The following is a 12,236-nucleotide window of genomic DNA, read 5'->3' on the forward strand; positions in this document are numbered from 1 at the left end:
ACAACCAAGGTTTGTGCGGTTTTCAGGAAATCCGTCCGATCCGGTGCCGGTCGTCGTCGGCACGGGTCGCGAGATCGGCCACGAAGAGGGCGGTGCCCGGGATGAGGACTCCCCGGAGACGGGACCATCCGCCCCAGGTGCGGTCGTGCTGGTCCGGCCAGCGCGGCTCGAGGAGGTCGACGAGCACGAAGCCGTGCGCGTGGAGCAGCCGCACCCAGTCGCCGAGGGTGCGGTGGTGCTCGACGTACGCCACGGTGTCGGTGGCGTCGTCCACCTCGACGTAGGGCGTCCGGTCCCAGTACGACGACGTCGCCGTCAGGCCGGGGGAGTCCGGGTCGTCCGGGAAGGACCACCGGGTGGGGTGGGTGATCGAGAACGCGAAGCGGCCCCCCGGGCGCAGCACCCGCGCGGTCTCCGCCAGCGCGTCCTCGATGTCGGCGACGAACTGCAGGGCCCCGAAGGAGCAGAAGACGACGTCGAACGCGGCGTCCGCGAAGGGCAGCGCCGTCGCGGTGCCCCGGACCGCCGGCACGGTGATCCCGGTGGCGTCGTCGAGGCGCCGCGAGTGCTGCAGCTGTCGGTGGGAGAGGTCGAGGCCGACGCCGCGCCCGCCCTGGGCGCTCACCCACCGCGAGCACTGGCCGGCTCCGCTGCCGACCTCGAGGACGTCCAGGCCGCGGACGTCGCCCAGCGCGCCGGCCTCGGCCTCGGTGAGGCCCTCGGGGCCCCAGAGGAACCCCACGTCACCGAGGTAGTCGCCGTGGGTGGCCTGGTACTCGTCGGCGTAGGCGTCCCAGTCGGGCCCGTTGGCCTCCCGCGACTCCCGCTCGTCGACGGGTCGCCGCTCCACCCGGATGGGTCGGCCCGTCACTCGCTCGCGCCGCCCGAGGACGACGACCCGAGGGCACGGCGCCGCGGCCCGCCGGGAAGGCGCGTGGCGAGGTCGCCCAGGGGGCCGACCGCGCGGTGCAGGCTGTCGGCCGTCTCGGCCAGCGACGGGATGACCGCGGCCAGCTCGCGCAGCCGGGGCTCGACGGCCTCCAGGGCGGGCCCCAGCGCCACCAGGCGGTCGAGGGTGCCGCCGTCGGCGACCAGGGTCTCGACGAAGCCGTCCTCCACGAGCATCCGCTCGACGAGGCCGCCGGGCGCCAGCACGCGCTCGAGCACCCCGTCGTCGCGGGTCAGCCGGTCCAGGACCCCGTTCGGCGCCAGCAGGCGGTCCACGAAGCCGTCACCGTCGATGAGGCGCTCGACCGGGCCGCCCGGGGCCAGCAGCCGGTCGATGGTCCCGTCGGGCTGGGTGAGCCGGTCGACCGCGCCACCCGGCGCCATCAGCCGGTCGAGGGGCCCGTTCTCCGCGGAGAGGCGGTCCAGCACGCCGCCCGGCTCGGCCAGGCGCAGCACCGGGCCGTCCTCGTCGAGCAGGCGGTCGAGGGTGCCGCCGCGCCGCAGCATCCGACCGAGCGGACGGTCCGCGGCGAAGACGGAGTCGAGGGTCCGCACGATCCGCATCACGGCGGCGTCGTCGGCCAGGAGCTCGTTGACGCGCTCCGACGTGCCGCCCTCGCCGATCAGGCCGCGGACCATGTCGGCGTACCCGCCGGGGCGCCGGACCGGACCGTCCGGGTGCGTCAGCGTGCCCAGCACGAGGGTGGTCCGGGTGGCGGCCACGCCGAGCCGGAAGGGGAGGGTCACCAGGTCGGGCAGGGCCATGTCGGCAGACTAGTCCGCAGGCTCCGATCCCCCGGGACCCTCAGGTTGGACGGTGCCGGAGGCTGCGCGTAGTCTTGACGTGCGCTGAGCCTGCTGTGCCCGCGGACCGAAGCGGAGCCCAGGCCCATCTCTCGATCGGGACCAGCCTCACGCGCGCCCGCACGACTCCATTGACCCCCAAGGACCCACCCACTCCATGACGAGCACCCTCTCGACCTCTCCCGACCTGCACGATGGCGACGCCCCCCAGGTGGCGGTGAACGACATCGGGTCGGAGGAGGACTTCCTCGCTGCGATCGACCTCACGATCAAGTACTTCAACGACGGCGACATCGTCGACGGCACCATCGTCAAGGTGGACCGCGACGAGGTCCTCCTCGACATCGGCTACAAGACCGAGGGCGTCATCCCCTCGCGCGAGCTGTCGATCAAGCACGACGTGGACCCCAACGAGGTCGTCCAGGTCGGCGACGCCGTCGAGGCGCTCGTCCTCCAGAAGGAGGACAAGGAGGGTCGCCTGATCCTGTCCAAGAAGCGCGCCCAGTACGAGCGCGCCTGGGGCACGATCGAGCAGGTCAAGGAGGAGGACGGCGTCGTCGAGGGCACCGTCATCGAGGTCGTCAAGGGCGGCCTGATCCTCGACATCGGCCTGCGCGGCTTCCTGCCGGCGTCGCTGGTCGAGATGCGTCGCGTCCGCGACCTGCAGCCCTACGTCGGCCAGCAGCTCGAGGCGAAGATCATCGAGCTCGACAAGAACCGCAACAACGTCGTCCTCTCGCGTCGTGCGTGGCTCGAGCAGACCCAGTCCGAGGTCCGCCAGTCCTTCCTCACCCAGCTCCAGCGCGGCCAGATCCGCAAGGGCGTCGTGTCGTCGATCGTCAACTTCGGTGCGTTCGTCGACCTCGGCGGCGTCGACGGTCTGGTCCACGTCTCCGAGCTGTCCTGGAAGCACATCGACCACCCCTCCGAGGTCGTGGCCGTGGGCGACGAGGTCACCGTCGAGGTCCTCGACGTCGACATGGACCGCGAGCGGGTCTCGCTGTCGCTCAAGGCGACGCAGGAGGACCCCTGGCAGCACTTCGCGCGCACCCACCAGATCGGTCAGATCGTCCCGGGCAAGGTCACCAAGCTGGTGCCGTTCGGCTCGTTCGTCCGCGTCGAGGAGGGCATCGAGGGCCTGGTCCACATCTCCGAGCTGGCCGAGCGCCACGTGGAGATCCCGGAGCAGATCGTCAACGTCAACGACGACGTCATGGTGAAGATCATCGACATCGACCTCGAGCGTCGCCGGATCTCGCTGTCGCTGAAGCAGGCCAACGACACGGCCACCGCCGCGGACGCCGAGGAGTTCGACCCGACGCTGTACGGCATGACCGCGTCGTACGACGACCAGGGCAACTACATCTACCCGGAGGGCTTCGACCCGGAGACGGGCGAGTGGCTCGAGGGCTACGACGAGCAGCGCGCCGCCTGGGAGGAGCAGTACGCCAAGGCGCACGCCCGCTGGGAGGCCCACGTCAAGCAGCAGGCCGAGGCCCGTGCGGCCGACGCCGAGGCCGGCGAGGCGACGTCGTACTCCTCCGGTGGCGACACCGGCGGCGCGGCGCGCTCCGACGACGGTGACACCGGCTCCGGCGGTGGCTCCCTGGCCTCCGACGAGGCCCTGCAGGCGCTGCGCGAGAAGCTCACCGGCGGGGGCAGCTGACCCGCGGCTCGACCTGACGAAGACGAACGGCCCCACCTCCTCGGAGGCGGGGCCGTTCGTCGTTCCCGGTGTCGGTGGGAGTGGGTGGGGGATCGGTCACGCGGCGAGGTCCCAGGGCGAGGCGAAGGAGTCGGGCACGTGGCTGCGCGGTGGCGTGGTCCGGGGCCCGGGGGTGTCGCGGAACACGACGTGGACGGTCCAGGCCAGGAGGACCAGCGAGAGGGCGGCGACGGCGAGGAGGACGGCTGCGGTAGTGGTCATGGCAGTAATCCTGCGCCCGTCGCGATCGTGCCACCAGTGGCAGAAAGGTCGACGCTCGTTGATTTCCTGCCATCTCTGCGCCAGGCTGGAGGCATGCGCAAGGTGGCGGTGCTGGTCCAGGACGGGGCCGAGGCGTTCGGTCTCGGGGCGATGTGCGAGGTGTTCGCCGAGCCCTACCACCCGGAGGACGACAACCCGGTGTTCGACTTCGTCGTCGCCACGCCGCGTCCCGGCCGCGTCGAGGGGTCGTCCGGCTTCGACCTGCACGTGGACGCCGACCTCTCGGCGGCGGACGACGCCGACCTCGTCATCGTCACCCCGAAGCGGGACTACCTCGAGCCCTCGCCCGAGGTGGCGGCCGTCGTCAGGGCGGCGCACGACCGGGGCGCCCTGGTCCTCGCCCACTGCACCGCGGTGTTCGTGCTGGGGGAGGCGGGCCTGCTCGACGGGCGCCGCTGCGCCACCCACTGGCGGCACGCACCCGCCCTGACCGCGCGCTTCCCGGACGCGCTCGTCGACCCGGACGTGCTGTACGTGCAGGACGGCACCGTCGTCACCGGTGCCGGCTCCGCGGCCGGGCTGGACGCCGCGCTCCACCTCCTGCGGCAGGTGTTCGGCGCCCGGCACGCCGCGATGGCCGCCCGGCGCATGGTCGTCCCGCCCCACCGCGACGGGGGGCAGGCGCAGTTCATCGCCCGGGCCGTCCCCGCCTGCGACACCGAGTCGCTGGGTGGCCTGCTGCCCTGGATCGCCGAGCACCTCGCCGACGACCTGAGCGTCGAGGCCCTCGCACGCGTCGCCCACATGTCGCCACGCACGTTCGCTCGTCGCTTCCGTGACGAGACGGGCGAGACCCCGCACGCCTGGGTGACCCGCCAGCGCGTGCACGCCGCGGAGGAGCTGCTGGAGCGGACCGACCTGGGCGTCGAGCAGGTGGCCCACATGGTCGGCTTCGGCAACGCCGCGGCACTGCGTCACCACTTCACCCGGGTCCGCGGCCTCGCACCGCTGGAGTACCGGCGCCGCTTCGGCGCCGCCTGAGCCGGGCGCTCCGGGGGAGACTGGGTCCATGCCCGTCGAGATCACGGTCCGCGGCAAGCACGAGCTGCGCCGCCGGCCCGAGCGCGCCACCGCCCGGGTGCTCGTCCGCGTCGAGGGCTCCTCGGGCGCGGAGGCGGCGGCCCACCTCGCGGCCTCGGCGGCCCGCGTGGCGGACTCGCTCCGCGCCCTGCACGACGCCGAGGCGGGCCCGGTGACCTGGTGGGCGAGCGACGCCGTCCGTACCAGTGCCCACCGCCCCCACCACGACAAGGGCAAGCAGCTGCCGCTGGTGCACCAGGCGACGCAGGGGTTCGGCGCCAAGTTCTCGGACTTCGCCCGCCTGGGCGGATGGCTCACCGAGACCGCGCAGGTGCCCGGTTTCACCGTCTCCGGGGTGCAGTGGGCGCTCACCGAGGTGACGCGGGACTCGCTGGTGACCCGGACCCGTCACGAGGCGGTGCTCGCGGCCCGGGCGAAGGCCCAGGACTACGCCGACGCGGCCGGGCTGGGGCCGGTGCGGCTGGCGGCGGTGGCGGACGCCGGCATGCTCGGCGACGGGTTGGACCCCTCCCACCCGGGGGCGTCCCCGATGGCCGCACGCACGGCCGCCGCCGTCGGCCCGGGCGAGGAGCTGTCGCTGGTGCCCGAGGACGTCGTGCTCACCGCCCGCGTCGACGCCCGGTTCCTGGCCGACTGAGGAGCCTCACCCCCCGGCTCCTACGGTGGGGCCATGCGAGTCGGACTCACGGGCGGCGTCGCCTCGGGCAAGAGCACGGTGGCTGCCGTGCTGGTCGACCTCGGTGCCGTGCTGGTCGACGCCGACGTCCTCGCCCGTGAGGTGGTCGCGCCCGGCACGGACGGCCTGGCCGCCGTCGTCGACGCCTTCGGGACCGAGGTCCTGACCGCCGAGGGTGAGCTCGACCGCCCCGCGGTGGGCCGCCTGGTGTTCGGCGACCCCGAGCGCCGGCGCGCGCTCGAGGCGATCGTCCACCCCCGCGTGCGGGCCCGTGCCGCGGAGCTCGAGGCCGCCGCGCCCGCGGGCGCGCTCGTCGTCCACGACATCCCGCTGCTCGTCGAGACCGGCCAGGCCGCGGACTTCGACGCCGTGGTGGTCGTCGACGCGCCGCCGGACGTCCAGCGCCGGCGCATGGTGGAGCGCCGCGGCATGAGCGCCGAGGACGCCGACGCCCGGATCGCCGCCCAGGCCGACCGCGCCACCCGGCTCGCCGCCGCCACCCACGTCGTGGAGAACACCGGCGACCTCGACGCCCTGCGCACCCGCGTCGAGGAGGTCCACGCCGAGCTGGTGGCGACCGCGGACACCCCGGGCCCCGCGTGAGGCGTCGTCGTGCGGCAGCGCCCGCCCTGGCCGGTCTCCTGCTCCTCGCGGCCTGCGGAGCCCCGGCGGCGGGACCGCCCGAGGTTCCCGACCCCGGCCGGGCCACGTCGGCGTCCCCGACCCCCGCCGACGGGTCGGAGGCCGACGTGCCCACCGCGTGGGGGCCGACGACCGCCGAGCTCGGGGAGGCGGCCGACCTGGTCGCCGCGATGGACGACGACGAGCTGGCCGGGCAGGTGATCGTGGGTCGCTACGCCGGCACCGACCCGGCGGAGCCCGCCGCCCTCGTCGACGACCTGCACCTCGCCGGGGTGAGCGTCACGAACGGCAACGTCCTGGACGCCGAGCAGGTCCGCGCCACGACCGCCGCCGTCGCCGAGGCCGCCGCGGACCGCCCCTACCCGCCGGTCATCGGCATCGACCAGGAGGGCGGCACCGTCTCGCACCTGGGCGATGTCGGCACGCGGTTCCCCGCCTTCGCCGACGCCGGGCGGGCCGTCGCGGGCGACCTGCCCGACCCCGCCACGGGGGAGGGCGGCGGCACCGCCGGGCGCAGCGCCGTCCGCGCCGCCGCCCGGGCCACCGGTCTCGAGCTCCGGTCGCTCGGCTTCACCTGGGTGTGGGCCCCGGTCGCCGACGTGACGATCGGCTCCGCCGACCCGACCATCGGCAGCCGCTCGGCGTCGTCGGACCCCGAGGTCGCCGGCCGCACGGCCGCGACCGCCCTCACCGGGTACCGCGCGGCGGCCGTCGTGTCGACGACCAAGCACTTCCCCGGCCACGGGGCCGTCACGGCGGACAGCCACGAGGTGCTCCCGGAGCTGCCCGGCAGCCTCGACGACCTGGCCGCCACGGAGCTGCCGCCGTTCGCGACGGCGGTCGACCGGGGTGCGCCGGCCGTGATGATGGGCCACCTCGACGTCCCGGCGCTCGACCCCGGCGTCCCCGCGAGCCTGTCGCCCGCGGCGTACGCGCTCCTGCGCGACGACCTCGGCTTCGAGGGCGTCGCGATCACGGACTCCCTCGGCATGGGGGCGGTCGCGGGGCAGGACCGGCCCGCCGTGCAGGCGCTCGCCGCCGGTGCGGACCTGCTGCTCATGCCCGTCGACACCCGCGTGACCCACCAGGTGGTCGTCGACGCCCTCGCGTCCGGCGACCTCGGGCGCGAGCGCGTCGAGGAGGCGGCCACCCCCGTCGTCGCGCTGCAGCTGTGGCAGCAGCGGTGGGCCGCGGACAACCCCGTGCCCGACGACGTCACCCTGAGGGCGCAGAAGGCCGCCGACGCGTTGGCGTCGGCGGCCTCCGGCTACTGACCACCCCCCCGGCGGGGGGCGGGGGAGGGCGCGCCGGCGTCGCGCCGGCGGGCAGGCAGCCAGGTCCGGGTCCGCGAACGTGCGCAGCTTCTGCAGCGCCTCCCGCTCGAGCTGGCGGACCCGCTCGGCGGAGATGCCGTGCTTGACGCCGATGTCGGCGAGCTTGTGCTGGCGGCCGTCGGTGAGGCCGTACCGCGAGCGGATGATGTCCGCGGCCCGGTCGTCGAGCAGCCCCACCAGGTCGTTCAGGCGGTCGCGGGACTCGGTGTCCAGCACCGTGAGGTCCGGGCTGGGCGCGGTCTCCTGGGCCATGAGGTCGCCGAGCGAGGTGTCGCCGTCCTCGTCCACCGGGGTGTCGAGGCTGACGTGCTCGCGGCCCCAGGACAGCAGGTCGAGCACGCGGTCGACGTCCATGCCCAGCTCGCCGGCGATCTCGGCGGGCTCCGGCTCGCGGCCGAGCTGGCGCTCCAGGGTGCGACGGGCGCCGCCGACCTGGTTGAGCTCCTCGACGACGTGGACGGGGAGCCGCACCACGCGCGCCTGCTGTGCGATGCCGCGCGTGATCGCCTGGCGGACCCACCACGTGGCGTAGGTCGAGAACTTGTAGCCCTTCGCGTAGTCGAACTTCTCGACCGCGCGGATCAGGCCGGTGTTGCCCTCCTGGATCAGGTCGAGCATCGGCATCTGCGAGCGGCCGTACTTGCGCGCGATGGACACCACGAGGCGCAGGTTTGCGTTGATGAACGTCTGGACGGCGCGCTGCCCCTCGGCGGCGATCCACTCCAGCTCCTCCTGGGTGGCGCGCATCGGGGCGCCGCCCTTGCGGCGCCCGACGCGACCCTCCTTCAGCAGGGCCTCGGCCATCAGGCCGGCCTCGATCGTCTTGGAGAGCTCGACCTCGGTGACGGCGTCCAGCAGGGGGGTCCGGGCGATCTCGTCGAGATAGAGACCGACGCTGTCGCGGCCCTCGATCTCGCGGTTCGCGCTGGGCCGGGTTGCGGTCCGTGTTGCCATGCGACGCCTCCTCCTCCGGTCGGTTCCGCCGTCTCTCGTCCGAGGCGGTGCACCGACATCCACACAACGGGTTCGGCCCCAGGTGGATTCCCGGATGGCCCGTTCGTGCCTGTCACCCCATCCGACGTCCGGTCCGACCCGGAAGTTGCCCGAACGGCGGAATCTCAGCGACTTCTCAGCCCCGGTACCCAGCGGCCCCGGGCACTCACCCGGGGCCGGCGACGGCGCGCAGCGGGGAGGGATCAGCCGGCGAGCCCCAGGCGGTCGAGGATCCACGCCAGGGAGAAGGCCCGGTCGTGCCAGGCGCGGTAGCGGCCTGAGACCCCGCCGTGGCCAGCGGACATCTCGGTGCGCAGCAGCACCTCGCGACGCCCGACGGCGCGGTCGCGCAGCCGCGCGACCCACTTGGCGGGCTCGACGTACAGCACCCGGGTGTCGTGCAGCGAGGTCTCGGCCAGGATCGGCGGGTAGTCGAGCGCCGCGACGTTGTCGTACGGCGCGTACGCCGCGATCCGGTCGTAGACCTCGGGGCCGGACGCCGGGTCGCCCCACTCCTCGTACTCCGTCACGGTCAGCGGCAGGCTGGCGTCGAGCATCGAGGTCAGCGGGTCGACGAACGGGACGGCCGCGACGACGCCGCCGAACTGCTCGGGGGCCTGGTTCGCGACGGCACCCATGAGCAGGCCGCCGGCGCTGCCGCCCTCGGCGACGGTCCGCTCCGGGGTCGTCCAGCCGGCGTCGACGAGGTGCCGGGCGCAGGCCACGAAGTCGTCGAAGGTGTGCTGCTTGGCGCCCAGCTTGCCGTCGTCGTACCAGCGGCGGCCCATCTCGCCCCCGCCGCGGACGTGGGCGATGGCGAACGCCGCACCCCGGTCGAGCAGCGAGAGCCGGGAGACGGAGAAGGACGGGTCCATCGAGATCTCGTAGGCGCCGTAGCCGTACAGCAGGAGGGGCAGTGGCTCCGCGGGGTGCTCGCCGTCCGGGCCCAGCAGGTCGCGGCGGCACACCACCGAGATCGGGACCCGCTCCCCGCCGGTCGAGGTGGCCCACAGGCGCCGCTCTGCGTAGTCGTCGGGGTCGTAGCCGCCGAGCACCGGCTGGCGGCGCAGCAGGGTGAGCTCGTCGGTGCGGAGGTCGTAGTCGTAGATGGACGTGGGCAGGGCCAGCGACAGCAGGCCGACGCGGACGGTGGGCTGCTCCCACGCGGGGTTCGACCCGGACCCGACCGTCCGGATCTCCCGCTCGAAGTCGACGAGGTGGTCGCGGGCGACCCCGGCCGGCAGACCCTCGCCGGTCTCACCGAGCTCGAGGACGCGCAGCTGGGTGAGGCCACCGCTGCGCTGGTGCACGACGAGGTGGGAGGCGAACGCGTCGACGTCCTCCAGCCGGACGGCGGGGTCGTGCGGCAGCAGCGGCTCCCACTCCTCGGCCGGGGTGGGATCGATCGGGGCGACGCCGAGCTCGTGGTCCGGACCGGTGTGGTCGTGCAGCACGAGCAGCACGTCGCGTCCGTCGAGGACGGCGTGCTCGAGGGAGTACTCGAGCCCCTCGCGGCGCTCGGCGAACACCCGGAAGCCGAGCTCGGGCCGGTCGGCGTCGAGGACCCGCCACTCCGCGGTGGTCTTCGAGCCCGTCGCGATCATGAGGAAGCGGTCGTTGCGGGTGCGGCCGATGCCGGTCCAGAACCGGGCGTCGGTCTCGTGGTGGACCAGCTCGTCGTCCGACTGCGCGGTGCCGAGCCGGTGGCGCCAGACCTTGTCGGGGCGCCAGGACTCGTCGACCGTCGTGTAGTAGACGTTGTCCCCGTCCCGGTCCCACGTGACGCCGCCCATGACGTCGGTCAGGACGTCGTTCGGGGCGCCGGCGGGCTCGGCGCCGTCGGGCGGGACCAGGGCGCGGAAGCGCACGGTGTACCGCTCGTCGCCGACGACGTCGACGGCGTAGGCGAGCAACCGGTCGTCGGGGCTGACGGACGCGCCGCCGAGGGAGAAGAAGTCGTGGCCCTCCGCGAGGGCGTCGAGGTCGAGCATGACCTCCTCGCCGGGCAGGGCCGGCGCCTCGGGGGCGCAGTCCTCGGCGGGGCGCGGCGGCGCCCAGTCCTCCGGGTCGGAGACCGGCACGCGGCAGGTGGCGCCGTACTCGCGGCCCTCGAAGGAGCGGCTGTAGTACCAGTGGCCGCGGCGCCGGGTGGGCACGGAGAGGTCGGTCTCGCGGGTGCGTGCCTTGATCTCGTCGAACAGCGTCTGGCGCAGGTCGGCCAGGTGGGCCGTGGACGCCTGCGTCCAGGCGTTCTCGGCCTCGAGGTAGGCGAGGACCTCCGGGTCCTCCTTGTCGCGCAGCCAGTCGTGGTCGTCGACGCGCGTGCGGCCGTGGTGCGTGGTCTCGACGGGCTTCTTCGCCACGGTGGGCGGCGAGGTGGGGGTGGCGGCGTCCATGCCGCGACGCTACCCAGCGTCCGGGTCGGGCTCGTCGGGGCGGCGCCACCGGTGCAGCCGGGGGTCGTCGTCGCGGAACGAGCGGACGGGGCCGGGCGGCGTGTCCGCCGTCTCGAACCGCACCGTCACCACGGACCGGCCGGCCCCCCACACCCAGCCGCGGCCGTGCTCGTCGTGGACGACGTCGGCGCCCGGTGGCCAGCCCGTCGGAGCGCCGCGCGGCGGGGGCAGGACGACCTCCTCGGCGGGCTCGGGCCCGGTGTCCTCGACCGCGGCGAACAGGTCCTCCTGCACCCAGTCGGCCAGGCCGGAGACGCCGACCCCCAGCAGCCTGACGCCGCCGGAGGTGTCGAGGTCGGCGAGCAGCCCGCGGGCGAGGCGCCCGATGTTGGCGGCGTCGTCGGTGGGGGAGGACAGGGTGCTCGACCGGCTGACGGTGGTGAAGTCGTGCATGCGCACCTTGATCGACACCGTGCGCCCCGAGAGCCCGTGCGCGCGCAACCGCTCCGCGACCCCGGTGGCCTGACGGGTCAGCAATCCCTCCAGCAGCCGGCGGTCCACCAGGTCGGTCTCGTAGGTGTCCTCCACGCTCACCGACTTCGCCTCCCGCCCGGCCTCGACGCCCCGGTCGTCCTCGGCGCGCGCGAAGCGGTGCAGGGCCGCGCCGTGGGCCTGGCCCAGCTCGCGGACCAGCTCGGCGGTCCCGAGGGCCTCGAGGTCGGCGACGGTGTGGACGCCGAGCCGGCGCAGCCGCTCGACGGTGGCCGGGCCGACCCCGGGGATGACGGAGACGTGCCGGGGCCGCAGCAGGTCCCGCTCCGTCCCGGGCTCGACGACGACCAGGCCGTCGGGCTTGTCGAGGTCGCTGGCCACCTTCGCGAGGAACTTGCTGCTCGCTACGCCGACGGAGGCGGTGATGCCGCCGGTCGCGTCGTGCACACGGGCGCGGAGCTCCTCGGCCAGCGCACGGACGGTCGGCGGCGTCAGGTCGGGCAGCGGCACGGTCGCGGCCGCCAGGTCGACGAACGCCTCGTCGAGGGACAGCGGCTCGATCTGGGGCGACACCGACCGGAGGATCTCCATGACGATCCCGCTGGTGCGCCGGTACTCGTCGAAGCGGGTGCCCAGGTACGCCGCGTGCGGGCAGCGCGCCCGCGCCTCACGGGTCGACATGGCCGACCGGACGCCGTACGCGCGGGCCTCGTAGGAGGCCGTGGCGACCACCCCGCGCCCGCCCGTGCCGCCCACCACGACCGGCTTGCCCCGCAGCGACGGCTTGTCCCGCTGCTCCACGGCCGCGTAGAACGCGTCGAGGTCGAGGTGGAGCACGCTGGCGTGGGGCCGCACCGACGCAACCTACCCGGCCCGTCACCGTCCACAGGCGCCCAGGAGGACGCCCCCTGCACAGGCCCGCG

10 protein-coding genes and 1 pseudogene are annotated in these 12,236 nt (G+C 74.4%); 5 read left to right on the plus strand and 6 right to left on the minus strand.

What is annotated here, in order from left to right; genetic code table 11:
• Positions 1-22: 22 nt before the first annotated feature.
• Both MJ876_RS17510 and MJ876_RS17515 read right to left on the minus strand, forming a co-directional pair.
• Positions 23-871: a class I SAM-dependent methyltransferase gene (locus tag MJ876_RS17510; protein ID WP_240238340.1), complete on the minus strand. Its 849-nt coding sequence runs from the start codon at positions 869-871 to the stop codon at positions 23-25.
• Positions 868-1,713, minus strand: coding sequence for a hypothetical protein (locus MJ876_RS17515; protein ID WP_240238342.1), 846 nt, complete (start codon positions 1,711-1,713; stop codon positions 868-870). The genes MJ876_RS17510 and MJ876_RS17515 overlap by 4 nt, the downstream gene beginning before the upstream one ends.
• A 196-nt stretch (positions 1,714-1,909) precedes the next feature.
• Between MJ876_RS17515 and rpsA the strand changes: the two genes are divergently transcribed.
• Entirely contained in the window at positions 1,910-3,418 is a 1,509-nt protein-coding gene (gene rpsA / locus MJ876_RS17520; protein ID WP_240238344.1) for a 30S ribosomal protein S1, read from the plus strand.
• A gap of 96 nt (positions 3,419-3,514) precedes the next feature.
• Here rpsA and MJ876_RS17525 read toward each other — a convergent pair whose 3' ends face one another.
• Positions 3,515-3,679, minus strand: coding sequence for a hypothetical protein (locus MJ876_RS17525; protein ID WP_240238346.1), 165 nt, complete (start codon positions 3,677-3,679; stop codon positions 3,515-3,517).
• Positions 3,680-3,772: 93 nt separating this feature from the next.
• On the opposite strand from MJ876_RS17525, the gene MJ876_RS17530 reads away from it, so the two are divergent.
• The 4 genes from MJ876_RS17530 to MJ876_RS17545 all read left to right on the plus strand — a co-directional run bounded on the left by MJ876_RS17530 (position 3,773) and on the right by MJ876_RS17545 (position 7,372).
• A complete protein-coding gene (locus MJ876_RS17530) occupies positions 3,773-4,720 on the plus strand; it encodes a GlxA family transcriptional regulator (protein ID WP_240238348.1) in 948 nt (315 codons plus the stop codon).
• Positions 4,721-4,748: 28 nt separating this feature from the next.
• The gene (locus MJ876_RS17535; protein WP_240238350.1) at positions 4,749-5,417 is read left to right on the plus strand and encodes an SIMPL domain-containing protein; all 669 of its coding nucleotides are present in this window, start codon (positions 4,749-4,751) and stop codon (positions 5,415-5,417) included.
• A gap of 33 nt (positions 5,418-5,450) precedes the next feature.
• Positions 5,451-6,059 carry a dephospho-CoA kinase gene (coaE, locus tag MJ876_RS17540; RefSeq protein WP_240238352.1) on the plus strand — a complete coding sequence of 203 codons (609 nt, stop codon included), beginning with the start codon at positions 5,451-5,453 and terminating at the stop codon, positions 6,057-6,059.
• 146 nt (positions 6,060-6,205) lie between these two features.
• Positions 6,206-7,372 carry a glycoside hydrolase family 3 N-terminal domain-containing protein gene (locus MJ876_RS17545; RefSeq protein ID WP_240238354.1) on the plus strand — a complete coding sequence of 389 codons (1,167 nt, stop codon included), beginning with the start codon at positions 6,206-6,208 and terminating at the stop codon, positions 7,370-7,372.
• A 54-nt stretch (positions 7,373-7,426) separates the two neighbouring features.
• Here the strand turns inward: MJ876_RS17545 and MJ876_RS17550 are convergent.
• The 3 genes and pseudogenes from MJ876_RS17550 to MJ876_RS17560 form a co-directional block, all read right to left on the minus strand.
• A pseudogene (locus tag MJ876_RS17550) lies at positions 7,427-8,386 on the minus strand (RNA polymerase sigma factor RpoD/SigA); the annotation flags it as partial.
• A gap of 242 nt (positions 8,387-8,628) precedes the next feature.
• On the minus strand, positions 8,629-10,821 hold the full coding sequence (locus MJ876_RS17555; RefSeq protein ID WP_240238356.1) for a S9 family peptidase: 2,193 nt from the start codon (positions 10,819-10,821) through the stop codon (positions 8,629-8,631).
• Positions 10,822-10,830: 9 nt separating this feature from the next.
• Complete coding sequence (locus MJ876_RS17560) at positions 10,831-12,168, minus strand: DNA polymerase IV (RefSeq protein ID WP_240238358.1); 1,338 nt, start codon at positions 12,166-12,168, stop codon at positions 10,831-10,833.
• Between the last annotated feature and the right edge of the window lie 68 nt (positions 12,169-12,236).

The organism is Nocardioides sp. CFH 31398 (assembly GCF_022436705.1).
GTDB lineage: Bacteria > Actinomycetota > Actinomycetes > Propionibacteriales > Nocardioidaceae > Nocardioides.

What these genes read in the sequence shown, in the direction of transcription:
- MJ876_RS17515 (WP_240238342.1), bottom strand. Translation starts at nt 1,713, where the DNA reads ATGGCCCTGCCCGACCTGGTGACCCTCCCCTTCCGGCTCGGCGTGGCC.
- coaE (WP_240238352.1), top strand. Translation starts at nt 5,451, where the DNA reads ATGCGAGTCGGACTCACGGGCGGCGTCGCCTCGGGCAAGAGCACGGTG.
- MJ876_RS17555 (WP_240238356.1), bottom strand. Translation starts at nt 10,821, where the DNA reads ATGGACGCCGCCACCCCCACCTCGCCGCCCACCGTGGCGAAGAAGCCC.
- MJ876_RS17530 (WP_240238348.1), top strand. Translation starts at nt 3,773, where the DNA reads ATGCGCAAGGTGGCGGTGCTGGTCCAGGACGGGGCCGAGGCGTTCGGT.
- MJ876_RS17525 (WP_240238346.1), bottom strand. Translation starts at nt 3,679, where the DNA reads ATGACCACTACCGCAGCCGTCCTCCTCGCCGTCGCCGCCCTCTCGCTG.
- MJ876_RS17535 (WP_240238350.1), top strand. Translation starts at nt 4,749, where the DNA reads ATGCCCGTCGAGATCACGGTCCGCGGCAAGCACGAGCTGCGCCGCCGG.
- rpsA (WP_240238344.1), top strand. Translation starts at nt 1,910, where the DNA reads ATGACGAGCACCCTCTCGACCTCTCCCGACCTGCACGATGGCGACGCC.